Annotated in this window: 15 protein-coding genes and 2 pseudogenes; 3 read left to right on the forward strand and 14 right to left on the reverse strand. The window is 42.6% G+C overall.

Going from position 1 to position 13,407, the window contains the following annotated elements; all coding sequences use genetic code 11:
- From JEQ21_RS05500 to JEQ21_RS05525, 6 genes and pseudogenes are all read right to left on the reverse strand, one after another.
- Positions 1-350, reverse strand: a pseudogene (locus JEQ21_RS05500) (IS1634 family transposase); the annotation flags it as partial.
- Between the two features lie 324 nt (positions 351-674).
- Positions 675-950: a PspC domain-containing protein gene (locus JEQ21_RS05505; protein WP_233340762.1), complete on the reverse strand. Its 276-nt coding sequence runs from the start codon at positions 948-950 to the stop codon at positions 675-677.
- Between the two features lie 53 nt (positions 951-1,003).
- The gene (locus JEQ21_RS05510; protein WP_199364462.1) at positions 1,004-1,447 is read right to left on the reverse strand and encodes a SprT family protein; all 444 of its coding nucleotides are present in this window, start codon (positions 1,445-1,447) and stop codon (positions 1,004-1,006) included.
- Entirely contained in the window at positions 1,434-3,563 is a 2,130-nt protein-coding gene (locus JEQ21_RS05515; protein WP_199364463.1) for a Tex family protein, read from the reverse strand. Before JEQ21_RS05515 ends, JEQ21_RS05510 begins: the two co-directional genes overlap by 14 nt.
- A gap of 116 nt (positions 3,564-3,679) precedes the next feature.
- Entirely contained in the window at positions 3,680-4,189 is a 510-nt protein-coding gene (locus tag JEQ21_RS05520) for a DUF6036 family nucleotidyltransferase (RefSeq protein ID WP_233340764.1), read from the reverse strand.
- Positions 4,182-4,466 (reverse strand): hypothetical protein, encoded by a 285-nt coding sequence (locus tag JEQ21_RS05525; protein ID WP_196091307.1) that lies wholly within the window; start codon positions 4,464-4,466, stop codon positions 4,182-4,184. The genes JEQ21_RS05520 and JEQ21_RS05525 overlap by 8 nt, the downstream gene beginning before the upstream one ends.
- Positions 4,467-4,651: 185 nt before the next feature.
- On the opposite strand from JEQ21_RS05525, the gene zwf reads away from it, so the two are divergent.
- Complete coding sequence (gene zwf / locus JEQ21_RS05530) at positions 4,652-6,076, forward strand: glucose-6-phosphate dehydrogenase (RefSeq protein ID WP_196091308.1); 1,425 nt, start codon at positions 4,652-4,654, stop codon at positions 6,074-6,076.
- A gap of 58 nt (positions 6,077-6,134) precedes the next feature.
- Here the strand turns inward: zwf and JEQ21_RS10285 are convergent.
- From JEQ21_RS10285 to JEQ21_RS05545, 4 genes and pseudogenes are all read right to left on the reverse strand, one after another.
- A pseudogene (locus tag JEQ21_RS10285) lies at positions 6,135-6,635 on the reverse strand (SA1002 family membrane protein); the annotation flags it as partial.
- Positions 6,636-6,732: 97 nt separating this feature from the next.
- Positions 6,733-8,019 carry a signal recognition particle-docking protein FtsY gene (gene ftsY / locus JEQ21_RS05535; protein WP_199364464.1) on the reverse strand — a complete coding sequence of 429 codons (1,287 nt, stop codon included), beginning with the start codon at positions 8,017-8,019 and terminating at the stop codon, positions 6,733-6,735.
- Positions 8,006-8,839, reverse strand: a complete 834-nt coding sequence (locus tag JEQ21_RS05540; RefSeq protein WP_199364465.1) for a Cof-type HAD-IIB family hydrolase — start codon at positions 8,837-8,839, stop codon at positions 8,006-8,008. Before JEQ21_RS05540 ends, ftsY begins: the two co-directional genes overlap by 14 nt.
- Positions 8,836-9,627, reverse strand: a complete 792-nt coding sequence (locus JEQ21_RS05545; RefSeq protein ID WP_199364466.1) for an HAD family hydrolase — start codon at positions 9,625-9,627, stop codon at positions 8,836-8,838. The genes JEQ21_RS05540 and JEQ21_RS05545 overlap by 4 nt, the downstream gene beginning before the upstream one ends.
- 423 nt (positions 9,628-10,050) lie before the next feature.
- Here JEQ21_RS05545 and JEQ21_RS09910 point away from each other — a divergent pair, with 423 nt between their 5' ends.
- Positions 10,051-10,449 carry a LytTR family DNA-binding domain-containing protein gene (locus tag JEQ21_RS09910; RefSeq protein ID WP_199364467.1) on the forward strand — a complete coding sequence of 133 codons (399 nt, stop codon included), beginning with the start codon at positions 10,051-10,053 and terminating at the stop codon, positions 10,447-10,449.
- Positions 10,446-10,898, forward strand: coding sequence for a DUF3021 domain-containing protein (locus JEQ21_RS05555; protein ID WP_199364468.1), 453 nt, complete (start codon positions 10,446-10,448; stop codon positions 10,896-10,898). The genes JEQ21_RS09910 and JEQ21_RS05555 overlap by 4 nt, the downstream gene beginning before the upstream one ends.
- Before the next feature lie 259 nt (positions 10,899-11,157).
- Here JEQ21_RS05555 and JEQ21_RS05560 read toward each other — a convergent pair whose 3' ends face one another.
- The 4 genes from JEQ21_RS05560 to proC form a co-directional block, all read right to left on the reverse strand.
- Entirely contained in the window at positions 11,158-11,370 is a 213-nt protein-coding gene (locus JEQ21_RS05560; protein ID WP_199364469.1) for a hypothetical protein, read from the reverse strand.
- Entirely contained in the window at positions 11,367-11,930 is a 564-nt protein-coding gene (locus tag JEQ21_RS05565) for a DUF3990 domain-containing protein (protein WP_199364470.1), read from the reverse strand. Before JEQ21_RS05565 ends, JEQ21_RS05560 begins: the two co-directional genes overlap by 4 nt.
- 296 nt (positions 11,931-12,226) lie before the next feature.
- Positions 12,227-12,622: a DUF1801 domain-containing protein gene (locus JEQ21_RS05570; RefSeq protein WP_199364471.1), complete on the reverse strand. Its 396-nt coding sequence runs from the start codon at positions 12,620-12,622 to the stop codon at positions 12,227-12,229.
- Between the two features lie 4 nt (positions 12,623-12,626).
- Complete coding sequence (gene proC, locus JEQ21_RS05575) at positions 12,627-13,403, reverse strand: pyrroline-5-carboxylate reductase (protein WP_199364472.1); 777 nt, start codon at positions 13,401-13,403, stop codon at positions 12,627-12,629.
- Positions 13,404-13,407: the final 4 nt, after the last annotated feature.

Here is a 13,407-nt window from a genome sequence, read left to right on the forward strand (position 1 = left end):
GCTTTTGTCAAATCGAATTTGGCATTTGTTTTTAGATGCTTCATAAAATTTGGAAGCCGTAACTCTTCAAAAATGTCATCGAAGACCATCCAGCCATAAGATTTGTCTGGTTCATTCATGGGAGCAAGTAGATCATAGGTAACTTGGATAGTTTTTTCTGGATTTAAAAGGCCAGCTTTAGCCTCCTTCTTCAGTCGATCCAAGATACCTGGTTCACTTTCCTCCATTTCATCAAGCAGACCGTATTTGTGAAGTATTCTTTGTTTTACTTTCCCGTCCTTACGATATCCTTCAACAAGATAAACATGAGTCCTACCTTCTTTGTTAGTAGTCGTTTTAATAAAAGCCATATTTCTATTATATCATACACAACCATATACAACAAGTGTTTTGTGCAAAAAATGTTGAAAAAATCCAGTTCTATCAAGCGGTTGAGCTGGATTGCTTACAACACAAAGTGATAAACTCGGGATTATAGCATCTAATACTCTGTGCAGTTCAAAATCTGAACCTTGTTAAACCTCTTCTTCAATTCCTAAATTAAGATTCGAGTCAGATTTCAAACTGCTTTGAGTATTCTGATTTTGAAATTAAATTGGTATAAGAAGCCCTCTGACAATTTTTCCTTTTCCTAAAAAGAAAGACTGGGCAGCGCCCAGTCTCGACCTTCTGACCTACCATGTCCAGTCGTCTTCCTCAATCGGTTCCGCAGTCTTGCGACGGCGACCATCCTTGTAGGTTACTTCATCATCATATTCAATTAAATCTTCTTTATAAGGCAGGATAGCGGAGAGAAGGATATAGAGAAATAGGGCCCATCCATCTGTCAGTAACAGGAAGAGCACGTATAGAACCCGGGCTAGAGTCGGATCAATCCGGAATTTATCCGCCAATCCGGCCAATACACCACTTACAATTTTTCCTTTCCGCATTTTATAATACTTGGTCATGATGATCTCCTCACTTTCTATTGCCATTATAGCAAGTTCCCAGTTCGACTTCATCAGCCTTGAGGCGGATTTATCTTCTCCATCAAGCGGCCCCCACAAGCGCCACAGCGATAGCGGTCCAGCTGGATGCGCCGTTGACGCTGGAAATGCTGGCCGCAAACGGAGCAGACATAGGTGTGTCGCTTGCTATTTTTTGGTGGCGGTGCATAGCGCAAGCCATCCACCTCTTTCAACAGGCGCTTAAAATCCGCGTCCCCATGTCTATAACCCTTTTTTTCAAAATAAAGATGGTAATGGGTCAGCTCATGCCGAACTACCTGACGAAAAACGGCCTCACCATACTCCTCAAGGATTCTCGGAGCAAATTCCAGATGACCATCTTTCGGAAAAAAGCGGCCGCCCGAAGTGCGAAGCCGCCGATTCCACACGGCCTCATGTCTGAATGGTTTCCCAAAATCTTCTAGGGAAACTTTTTGAACATAGCTAGTTAGATCCATTTTCTTCCACCATGGTCAAGCTAATCCGGTTCTGAGGGACCTGTACGTCCAAGACCCAAACCGTCACCAAGTCTCCGACAGAAACGACTTGACTTGGATGTTTGACAAAATTTTTACTCAACTGGGTGATGTGAACTAAGCCATCCTCATGAACACCAATATCTACAAATGCTCCGAAGTCCACGACATTGCGAACAACACCTTCGAGTTTTTGCCCTGGTTTCAAATCCTTAATATCCAAGACATCTGACCGCAATTGTGGACCCGCAAAGGAATCCCGTAAATCACGTCCAGGCTTCAACAAATCTTGAATGATATCCTCCAAGGTTAGAGGTCCAACACCCAGTTCATCTGCCATTTCTGAAATAGAAAGACTGGACAGCTTGCTCTTAGCCGTAACGTCTAGATCTACAATGGCAAGTTTCTCAAAGAGTTTGTTCACCACCGAATAATTTTCCGGGTGGACTCCCGTCCGGTCTAAGACATTAGCCGCATCCGGAATCCGCAAGAAACCAGCTGCCTGCTCATAGGCCTTAGCCCCAAGTCTAGGAACCTTCTTCAAGTCCTTGCGACTGGTGAAGGCCCCTTCTTCTTGGCGATAGCGGACAATGTTTTCCGTTAAGGTTTTGTTCAAGCCAGAGACATGACTTAAAAGGGCTGGACTGGCAGTATTAACGTTGACTCCCACTTGGTTCACCACGGTTTCGACCACAAAGTCTAACTGCTCCCGTAATTTTTTCTGGCTCACATCATGCTGGTATTGGCCTACACCAATGGATTGGGGGTCAATTTTTACCAACTCTGCCAGAGGATCTTGTAGACGACGGGCAATAGAAATGGCAGACCGCTTCTCTACCGGTAAATCTGGAAATTCTTGACGAGCCAATTCACTGGCGGAGTACACCGATGCTCCACTTTCGTTGACAATGACATAGGCTACTTCTGGGAAGTCTTTTAAGACTTCTGCTACAAAGGCTTCACTTTCGCGACTGGCTGTTCCATTTCCGATAGCAATAATCTCGATTTTCCAATCCCTGATGAGTTGGCTCAGACGCTTTTTGGCAGCCTCAATTTCAGAGGCCTTAGCGGGTTTAACCGGATAGATAACTTCCGTGGTCTGGAGGTCTCCCAGTTGATCCACAACCGCTAACTTAGCCCCTGTTCGAAAGGCAGGGTCGAAACCAAGGACCATCTTCCCTTTCAAGGGAGCTGTCAATAATAAGTGGCGGAGATTATCTGAAAAGAGTTCGATGGCTCCTTCTTCCGCCACTTCCAGCATTTCAGACTTAAGGCGGCGCTCCATGGTAGGAAGCAGACGTTTTTTCAGACTTTCATCGACCACTTGAGCCAACAAATCCGTTTTTTTGACAAAACGAGCCAAGAAAAAGCGTTGCATCTTGTCTAGCTGGTGATCAAACTTGATGCGAAGGACTCCAAGTTTTTCACCTCGATTCAGGGCCAAAAGTCTGTGAGGTGGGAGACTTGCAAGACTTTCTGAAAAGTCATAGTAGTTTTCAAAGACTTGCTTGGGATCTTTTTCCTCATCTTTCAACTGACTGGTAAGGGTCGAGTTGTCACGGACTTCTTGGTAGAGCCAGGAACGGAGACCATGATTTTCAGAAATAGCTTCAATGGCAATTTCCTTGGCTCCTTCAATGGCCGCCGACGCTGTTGGATAGGCCTCAGAAGTCAAAGGTTCTGCCGCAGCTTTCAGATTGTCTGCACCTTGAAAAATCAAACGTGTGAGCGGAGATAAACCAGCTTCGCGAGCTAGACTGGCCTTGGTTTGTTTTTTCTCCTTATAGGGAAGGTAAAGCTCCTCCAATTCCGTCATTTTTTCAGCTGCTTCAATAGCGGACTGAAGTTCTGGAGTTAATTTTCCTTGTTCTTCAATTTTACCCAGGATGGTTGCTTTTCGTTCGTCCAAGGCTGTCAGACTCGCCATTCGATCCGCAATGGTCTTAATTTCCACTTCATCCAACCCTTTTGTTTTATCCTTCCGATAACGAGCAATAAAGGGAATGGTTGCTCCTTCAGCAAGGAGGTCCAAAACAGTTTGGACCTGGGTTTGGGTAATCGTTAATTCTTCTGCAATTCTTGTGATATTTTTATCCATAACCTTAAGTATAGCATAGGCTGGGTGGTTTGGGCATGAAAAAACGACCCAAGTTCGGGTCGCTAACTTTAAAAAAATCTCTGTAGCTTTTCCTGATTTTCCACAAAAAAAGCTCTCTAGCCATTCCAATCCATACGCATAACTGAATCCTTCAAGTAGCACAGAAAATCCATATTCTCAAATCCTAACTCTTTCAATGCTCGGAAGGTTTCAAAAGGAGAAGTCATTTTCTCCATTTTAATAATTTTACCAATATCAAGCACATCTTGTTCACGAGAGCTCATAATCTTCATCCCCATCACATAGGTTAGGGGAACAATATATACAGTTAAAGATTGAAAAGAGTATAATAATTCACAGATCTCAAGATCCGGGGCCGGGTTTAAATTGGCCACCTCATTATTTAACCACTGTTCCTCACGCGTATTAATATGAAAAAGTTTCCCAATTTTTGCAATAATCCTATTTATTTCGTGTGATTCCTCATAGAATGCATCCACATCTTGCGTTGCTCGAAGACCATGGTATTCAAGTACAAAACCTCCAACACAGATAATTGATAAATCGAGATTAGCTTGGGTTAATTCTTGATCTAGAGCTTGGAAAACTACTTTCATTTTATCCATGCTTATACTTCTCCATTAAATGTCGCACATTGTTTAAGGGACTTTTTTTATTCAAAGCAACGATATAATCATGAGTTGGAGAACCTATTGAAACTGCCTGTTGTAAACTAACCTTTTGAAAATTCGTTAAGCTTTCAGATTCAATTAATCTCTGAACATCTTCTGCAGTTAAATAAGTGGAAGCCTCAAAAATGACTTTTCTAAGATATCGAAACCAATGAGCAGTATTAAAACGAGAGTTTTCTGCAGCCTTCACCATATATTCATACCAATCCATACACAACTCCTTTCCCTCATATTTAAGAATTGCCAATTCTATTGCTTTTCCCACTTTCATACTATCAAAAAAAAAGGATTCTTTCCAATATAAACTGACTCCTTTTGATGATTTAGCCGACTCTTAGTCCTGTTTCATCTACCTCAATATGGTATAATTTTAAAAAACACAGAAAGAGGTTCCCTATGCCTGCCAAAGCTATCATTACTATTTTTGGTGCCAGCGGAGATCTGGCCAAGCGTAAGCTGTATCCAGCCCTATTTCGTCTCTTCAAAGCTGGAAAACTAGCAGACAATTTCGCCGTTATTGGAGCGTCTCGCCGTCCTTGGTCCAAAGAAGAATATGAAGCAGTTGTTTTGGAATCCATTCAAGATTTAGTGACAGAACAAGCTCAAGCTCAAGAATTTGCTTCTCGTTTTTACTACCAAAGTCACGATGTGACCAATGTAGCAGATTATCAGAATATCCGAGCTCTCCAAAGCCAGCTCAATGATCGTTACCGGGCAGAAAATAACAAACTCTTCTTCCTCTCCATGTCTCCACGGTTCTTTGGAACCATCGCCAAACACCTTAAATCCGAGAGCATCATCGATGGACTTGGTTTTGAACACCTCATTATCGAGAAACCTTTTGGAACCGATTTAGAATCTGCTTGTGTGCTCAACGAGGAACTGATGGATTCCTTCCGTGAAGATCAGATCTTCCGGATTGACCATTATCTAGGCAAGGAGATGGTCGAAAACATTTATGCTATGCGGTTCGCCAACCCCATTATCGATCGCATCTGGGATCGCCACTCCATTCACAACATCCAGATTACACTAGCCGAGCAGCTAGGTGTTGAAGAGCGCGGAGATTATTATGACCAATCCGGCGCCCTTCGGGATATGGTTCAAAACCATGCCCTACAGATTTTGTCCCTTTTAACCATGGATAAACCCCATTCCTTCAGCAAGCATGATATCCGGGCAGAAAAGGTCAAGGTCTTCCAATCCTTGAAGAAGCCTGGTGTAAAAGAGCTAGCCAGCCACTTTGTACGGGGACAATACACCGCTAACCAGGATTTAGCAGGCTATCGCGAAGAGCCTAAAGTAAATCCAGAATCCATGACCGAGACTTACTTCGCCGGTGTCTTCTTTATCGACAGCGACCGTTTCCGCAATGTCCCTATGTTTATCCGCACCGGTAAACGCTTGGCTGAAAAGGCTACACGAGTGGATATTGTCTTTAAACAAGAACAGACCATTTTCAATGAGAGTTTAGAACCAAACATTTTAACCCTCTACATCCAACCTGAAGAGGGCATCTCCTTGCGCTTCAACCAAAAAGAACCTGGCTATGATTTCAAGATTGTTCCTCAAGCCATCACTTCTTTCGACCGAGCTGAAGGACCTGAAGGCTATGAGAAACTGATTTTCGAAGCCCTTCAAAGCAATTCATCCAACTTCAGCCACTGGCATGAAGTGAAGGCCAGCTGGAAGTTGATCGACAAAATCGAACAAAGCTGGCGCGAGGACCAAAGTCCCCTCCACTTCTACCCAGCCGGTTCCCATGGACCCGAAGCTGCAGACAAGCTTCTTGCCCAATTTGATGCCAAATGGATTTGGTAATCGCAAAAGGATTCGCGCTGCGAATCCTTTTTAAAATCGTATCCTCTTTGGTTTTATACAAAATAATGCCGACCCAAACGGAGATTAAGGAAGGGAGGACTAGTAAAGTCAAAACACTGGGGTGCGTTAGATCCCACTTTCCAAATTCACTAGCGGATAATTCCGCCAGTTTTAAAAAGCTGTTCAAATTGTTAAAAAGGTCCTGATAAACCGTCACATAAATCAAGAGCCACTGGATAATGTATTCACAAAGGGTTTGTACCTGGTTCGAGATGGAAAAGGTGGGGAAAAACCAACGATTGATCCAGTAGAGAATAAAACCATTGAGAACCGCCAGTAACAAGACCACCACAAACAATGAACTTCCTGAATCTAACAAAACAAGGGATACGTCTGAAATGGCAATGAGAAAAGCAAACAGCGTAAATAAGATCATTCCAATGAAGGCTTCACCTGCCACCAGTAACAATGCCTTGAAAAGATTAAAACGCTTGCCTTTCTCCAAGTTCGCCAGGTAACCTGAAAAAGCAAATAAGAGTAAGAGGCCTAGGAGTGCCATCTAAAGTCTCCAATCTATCACATCTACCAAAAAGTGAAGGCTGGTACACCAAGGTCCAGCCTCATATTAGATAAACCGAATTCCGTCAGAAATAACCTTAGTCAATGTCCGACACAAAAACGCCATCCAAGAGGGAACGCATAAATTGTTCAGACTTGAAGTCACCAATATCGTCCAATTTTTCCCCAAAACCAATTAGTTTAACGGGAATATCCAATTCTTGACGAATCGCTAGCACAACGCCACCGCGGGCGGTACCATCGATTTTGGTGAGGACAATCCCTGTCACCGGGGTAATCTTCGAGAATTCTTTAGCTTGGACTAAAGCGTTTTGCCCTGTTGAAGCATCCAAGGATAGGAGGGTTTCATGTGGCGCATCTGGAACCACGCGCTTGATAATCCGACCAATTTTTTCCAACTCAGCCATCAGATTGTCTTTATTTTGTAAGCGACCAGCTGTGTCAATCAGAAGTACATCAACTTCCTCAGCTTGGGCTCGCTCCAAGCCATCATAAACGACGCTGGCGGGATCACTTTTTTCAGGTCCTGTTACAACCGGAACATCGACGCGGTTACCCCATTCAACCAACTGAGCCACAGCTCCGGCGCGGAAGGTATCCGCTGCCACCAACATGACCTTACGACCTTCTTCTTTATAGCGATAGGCCAATTTTCCAATGGAGGTGGTTTTCCCGACTCCATTGACACCTACAAAGAGCATGACAGTAAGACCTTCTTGGAAGTTGATTTCTTCTTCGTAATGGCCATCTTTATCATAGATGTCTACTAATTTTTCAATGATGACCCGGCGAAGATCTTCCGGTTTTTTGGCATTTTCCAGACGTGCTTCTTGACGAAGGTCTTCCGTTAATTGCGTTGCGACCTGGACACCGACATCACTGGTAATCAAGAGCTCCTCTAATTCCTCAAAGAACTCCTCATCCACCGCTCGGAAATTGGCAAAGAAAGCATTGAGGCTTTCCAAGAAACCTGAGCGGGTTTTCTGCAAGCTTCGATTGTACTTTTCAGCCTCGGTTTCCCGACGTTTGCGGACTTCTTCCAAGGCCTCCTGAAATTGTTCTTCCTCAACCTTGCGGCTAGCCGCATCCAGTTGAGCGCGCATTTGTACGTAGTAATCTGGTAAGGTGTCGGCTGTTACCTTTTCAACTTCTGAAGTCATTTCTTCAGAGTCTGACTCAGAAACTTCTTCGACCTGACTCTCCATTAAGTCTTCAGATTCAGTTTTTTCTTCAGTGGGCAACTCAGATTCAGATGCCATTTCCGCTTCGTCTGTCTCGACCGCCTCACTTGCCACTGTCTCTTCAACTTCTTCCTCAACTGGTTCCTTTTTCTCAACTCCAAATAGGCGATCAAATAGCCCCATGTTCTTTCTCCTTCAATATATATTCTTCAACGGCACGAGCGACCCCGTCCTGGTCATTGGTCCAATCCAAGACCTTCCAAGCCACTTCTTTCAAGGCTGGCACTGCATTGCCCATGGCAACCCCATAACCTGCCCATTCAATCATGCTTAGGTCATTGGCCTCGTCCCCAAAGGCCATGACCTGATCCCTGCTTAAGCCTAGGAGAGCCGTCAATTTCTCCAACCCTCTTGCCTTATCCGCCTCTTTTGGCAACCACTCTAGCAATTGATCTCTGGACTTAAAGATTCCATATTTTTCAAAAAATGGGGCTGGGATTTGTTCTAAGGCCCCATCTAAAGCAGCTGCGTCATGAGCTGAGATACACTTATTATAAAAGGCTTGCTCATCTAAGTCGGCAAAGGAAATCAAGCTAAAATCTAAGCTTGGGTTGAAAGACTGGTAACGTGAGGCAATCGGTCCTTCAATATTAAAGACTGTCCCTTCCTGGATAACATCCAAGGGTAAGCCCAAGTCACGGCTAAGCTGGTAGAGTTCCTGAACTTGGTCGTAGCTAAACCGAGCCTCCGCTAAAATCTCCCCTGTATTGCGTTGGATCAAACCACCATTAAAGGTAATCGCATATTCTTCTTCCTGAGCATCCAGCTCCAACTCCTTTAACAGAAAATTCATGGCTTTAAGCGGACGTCCTGTCGTCAAAACGACCTTAACACCCTGCTCCCGTGCAGCGGCAAGGGCTGCCTTGGTTCGTGGGCTGATCTTTTTGTCGCTCGTTAATAAGGTTCCATCCAAATCAAGGGCAATTAAACGAATATCCATCAAACCATCTCCTCCATATATGTAAGCACAGAGCCCTCGCTGGCAGGTCCAATCACACGGTCTGCCAAAGCCTTAATTTCATCTTTCGCATTTTCCGGACTAATGGCCAAACCAGCCAATTCCAACATCTGACGGTCATTAAACTGATCTCCAAAAGCCACTAAATCATCCGGATGCCAATCCTTCATAATCAACAAGCGCCCAAGAGCACCCCCCTTATCAATCCCTGTAGGAACAATATCTAAGGTTTGGAAGCCCGTTGTCATCACCGAATAATCTGGTAAGGCCTGCGCAATCCAAGCCAAGCCTTCGACCATTTCTTCCGGTTTCAAATTCAGAGTTACCTTGAAAATCGGTTCCCGCATTTCCTTTAAATTCCCAATCAACTGAACGTTGGGATGGTAACGACGTGAAAAGGCTAAGTATTCTGGATCAACCGTATTCAAGGCATAAACCTCATTCTCTGCAGAAAAAATCAGCTGATTCTTGTCGACATAAGGACTGGATTCCAAAGTCACAAATAACTCTTCCACCGCCAGCTCATCCATCGTGCGAGACCAAATCACTTCCCCCCGCTCTTCAATAATCGACCCATTTTCACCAATCAAATAAATCCGATCCCGAAAGGGTGCAAACAGTTCCCGCATGGAAGCAATTCCCCGACCAGACGCTGCCGCAAACACAATCCCTTTCTCCTCTAAACGATCCAATAACTTCGAAAAACGTTCCTGGTCAAATTGATGATTGCCATCCAAAAACGTACCGTCTAAGTCTGTCGCAATGATTTTCATAACCCACTCCCTTGTCTTCTTGAAATTTTCATTGAGTTCATACGTTCCTATTATACCAAACAATCCTAGAGGCTGGGGAACAGGAAATAGAAAACGGAATCTGCCCAACATAAAACAGATTCCTTGATAGTCAAAAGATGAGAATAACAAAAGGGAGAACCTACTAGTAATTAGATAGACAATCAGCTCTCTACATACACGGATAAGGTTTGAGACAATACTTGATTTGAATAGAAAGTCGTTACCGCAACGAACACAAAATAGCCGCTAACAATAGGATTTCAACCGATTGGACACCCATTTCGACCACATAGACAAACCCTCTATCATTTTCAAATTTTCCATGGTTTAATAGATGTAGAAAGGAGGAAATGTTATGAAGGTAAAAAAAAAACCATTGATCCATCATTTTCCGAAGTTTTAGTGAATTTCAAGATTCGCTCTCTTACTCCTCAACTCTCTGAACTCACTGCCTACGCCAATCACATTGAACACTCAAAAGATCAATTGACTGTCAAATTAGACCAAGAAATTCATTTCTTAAAATGGAGAGAGATTACTAGAATCTATCTGGAAAATCGAATCTTGCAAGTTCGTGCCAAGCAACAAGTCTTTCATGCACAACTACGACTCTACCAGATAAAAGAAATCATTCCCCCTCATTTTTTACAGATTTCTCAGTCAGAGGTCGTAAACTTGGATCAGATTAAACACTTAGAATTAACCACGAATGGCTTGGTTCTCATTCATTTTCTGGATGGTGATCAGACCTATTCTTCTCGTCACTATCTGAAAACCAACAAGGAGGTCTTAGGATTATGAAAAAATTGTTTACTATTGTAACCCGTTCCATTTTTATGGGGTTAGTCATTTCTCTACTTACATCCGCCCTATTCGGTCAAGGGGACTACTATCCCCTCAACCCTTTCTCAGAAAGTGGAAAATTCTATCTAGCTCACTTTAATGAAGTTGGCACCTTTGTCATATCCATCCTGATTTGGATTGGAGTTGGTCTCCTATTTTCCTGGAGTGATACGATATTCCACAAAGACTGGAGCCTCCTTCGAATGACCCTGACCCACTTCATCGTTACTAGTCTTGGTTTTACCTCCCTAGCTCTACTTGCAGGCTGGTTCCCTCTCAAATGGCAGGCAATCCTTCTTTTTGAGACCATCTACGTTTTCATTTATATCCTTATTTACTTCATCAATTATCAGAAAATGAAAAAAGAGATTGGTTTGATCAACCAAAATCTCCAACAGGAACCATAGCAGACGAAAAGGTAGGCATCCAGTCCACTTGAGTGGATTTAGATTCCTACCTTTTTAGTCTGTTTCTTATTTCCAAAGTGGCAATCGTTGATCGACATGGAATTTGCTAATATAATTGCAGCCTTTTCATACACTAAAATGAATCAAAAGCAATTTTAAACTATTTTTCCATTCAAACTTGACTTGTATGTCCAAATAGGGAGCTTTTGCCTATTTGAGATACATATTACGATAATTATAGCTTTTTGAGGAGCCCTCATCAATAAACAGAATAACGATTTGCAATATCTGCTATATTATCAGCAATAAGATCTGCTGTTAAATGAGACCCCTCATGATCCAACTCTTCAAACCAATTCTGCAATACAACATTGGTTACAGACGAGACAGTTTCGGGAATAATATGATAATTCTTCCATAAGAACTGTTCTACTTCTGTTTTAAGAGCTTGTTTTTCATTCTCTAACATCATATAAATTCCTCCTTAACTAGTATGAGTCTGTCTGCAATTTTTTGATCACATATACAAAGTTGTGTATCATCCTGATATTTTCCCAAAAGTATACCAGCAGTTTTTTCTAAAGAATTTATTCCCTTGAAGTAATCAATTAAAGTCACTTTCAAGCGCGTAACCTGACCATCAAGAACTGGTCCAAATACTGAAGAAAATTTATGATTATTCATGCCTGTCTTAGCATCTAATTCTAATCTATTTTGGTACACAAACTGAAAATATTCTTTATCAATTTCAAAAATCTTTGTTTCAATATCAGCAGATGTTTGAAATTGATAACTTAGAACAACCGGTTTCACGTTTGAATTAAATGGTAACTCATCTTTTGTTTTTCGTCGAGCCCATTTAACAGCCTGGTTGTACTTAGATGTCACATAGAAGCCTATACCAAAATCACAGTTACGCTTACTATGATAGACATTTATCCCATTTTTTAAAGAAGTAACTTGAATAGACGTAGTTCCATGATACCAAACTACTGTACTATTATACAACTTTCTAAAAATTGATTTACTCATATCTTCATTTTCCAAGACTTATTCAGATACTGGGGTCTTATTAGATAGATTTCAATGTTGAAATACTTTTTCCAAATAATGTTCGAGAATTCATACTAACATCAATCTTATTTCATGGACAAATCCTTTAAAGACACAATAAGGTTGTCGAAACGACAACCCATTTTAAAACTTCCAGTATGGCACGGAATCTCCTTGAAGACAACAAGTATCATATACAAACTCGTTTATCTCTACTTAAATTATATCAAATGTGTGAAACAAGTCAAACAAAAATCTGTTTCATTAAAAGATTTCTACAGTGACTGCTTCAGCAACTCTTGCAAAACATCAAGGTCAATATCGGCCAGTTTATTAATATAAACACAGCCCTTGCCAGTCTTGTATTTTCCTAAGGAGTTAAGCAGGGAAACTTGTTCCTCAAGAAAACTTGGATCAAAGTACAAACAAAATGTTGTCTGTCTGGGCGCAAAGGCCAAGCGTGGTGTAAGGCCTGTTCGACCAGAGTCCAGACGATACTCAGTCTCTCCAAAACCAATAATTCCAGGATACCATACAAGAGGATTTTCTTGACTGATACTGGTGTAGAGTTCCAGAAGTAAGTCGGCATCAGCTTGTTTTTTTACGGATTTGATACTTTGAAAAACCTCTTCTACAGCTTGTCCCGTTGGGGCGAACTTGTTTTCTGCCATCTGTCTATTTACCTAATTCTTGTGTTCGTTGGACTGCTGCACTGATGGCTTGCATGAGGGCTGAGCGGAATCCATTTTTTTCCAGACTGGCAACCCCAGCAATCGTGGATCCTCCTGGTGAGGTGACTTCTTGTCGGAGTTGGGCTGGGTGCTTGTCTGAATTAAGAACCATTTGGGCTGACCCTAAGAGAGTTTGAGCAACCAAAAACTTAGCATCCATAGCTTGAATGCCCTGTTCCACACCGGCATCGGTTAGGGCTTCAATCATTTGATAGACAAAGGCTGGTCCACAGCCTGCTAAAGCTGTGGCAGCATCCATCAGCTTTTCGGGCACTTGCATGAGTTGACCACTTGGGGCTAATAGGGTTTCCACCACAGGTGCTAACTCTGTATTCGTTAAACTGTAGGTAGTCATGCCTTGGCCAATGGCTACCGGTGTGTTCGGCATGATCCGGATGAGATTTTCTGCAGGCAGGTGCTGAGAAAGGCTGGTTAAAGTCACGCCAGCAGCCATGGATACCCAGATTGTTCCCGGTTTAGCTAGAGGTGCAAGTTGGGAAATCAAGTCTGCTATCAAGTAGGGTTTCACTCCAAGGAAAATGACCTCTGCTTGAGCAGCAATCTTCTCATTGCTGGCTAGTCTTGCTCCTAATTCCTCTGCTAGTCCTTGACCCTTGGCTGGATTGTGATTACTGAGGAGAAGTTCTGTGTCGTCAGCTTGGGCCACTGCCTTAGCCAAGGCTCCCCCCATATTGCCGATTCCGATAAATCCGATTTTCATAACT

Origin of the sequence: Streptococcus sp. 121 (assembly GCF_016458205.1) — a bacterium.
Taxonomy (GTDB): Bacteria; Bacillota; Bacilli; order Lactobacillales; family Streptococcaceae; genus Streptococcus.

Excerpts from the sequence above, each read along its gene's own strand:
- ftsY (WP_199364464.1), bottom strand. The coding sequence starts at position 8,019 with ATGGGGCTATTTGATCGCCTATTTGGAGTTGAGAAAAAGGAACCAGTT.
- JEQ21_RS05510 (WP_199364462.1), bottom strand. The coding sequence starts at position 1,447 with ATGGATCTAACTAGCTATGTTCAAAAAGTTTCCCTAGAAGATTTTGGG.
- JEQ21_RS05560 (WP_199364469.1), bottom strand. The coding sequence starts at position 11,370 with ATGATGTTAGAGAATGAAAAACAAGCTCTTAAAACAGAAGTAGAACAG.
- JEQ21_RS05520 (WP_233340764.1), bottom strand. The coding sequence starts at position 4,189 with ATGGATAAAATGAAAGTAGTTTTCCAAGCTCTAGATCAAGAATTAACC.
- JEQ21_RS05515 (WP_199364463.1), bottom strand. The coding sequence starts at position 3,563 with ATGGATAAAAATATCACAAGAATTGCAGAAGAATTAACGATTACCCAA.
- JEQ21_RS05545 (WP_199364466.1), bottom strand. The coding sequence starts at position 9,627 with ATGAAAATCATTGCGACAGACTTAGACGGTACGTTTTTGGATGGCAAT.
- JEQ21_RS05565 (WP_199364470.1), bottom strand. The coding sequence starts at position 11,930 with ATGAGTAAATCAATTTTTAGAAAGTTGTATAATAGTACAGTAGTTTGG.
- JEQ21_RS05555 (WP_199364468.1), top strand. The coding sequence starts at position 10,446 with ATGAAAAAATTGTTTACTATTGTAACCCGTTCCATTTTTATGGGGTTA.
- JEQ21_RS05570 (WP_199364471.1), bottom strand. The coding sequence starts at position 12,622 with ATGGCAGAAAACAAGTTCGCCCCAACGGGACAAGCTGTAGAAGAGGTT.
- JEQ21_RS05525 (WP_196091307.1), bottom strand. The coding sequence starts at position 4,466 with ATGGATTGGTATGAATATATGGTGAAGGCTGCAGAAAACTCTCGTTTT.
- JEQ21_RS05505 (WP_233340762.1), bottom strand. The coding sequence starts at position 950 with ATGACCAAGTATTATAAAATGCGGAAAGGAAAAATTGTAAGTGGTGTA.
- zwf (WP_196091308.1), top strand. The coding sequence starts at position 4,652 with ATGCCTGCCAAAGCTATCATTACTATTTTTGGTGCCAGCGGAGATCTG.
- proC (WP_199364472.1), bottom strand. The coding sequence starts at position 13,403 with ATGAAAATCGGATTTATCGGAATCGGCAATATGGGGGGAGCCTTGGCT.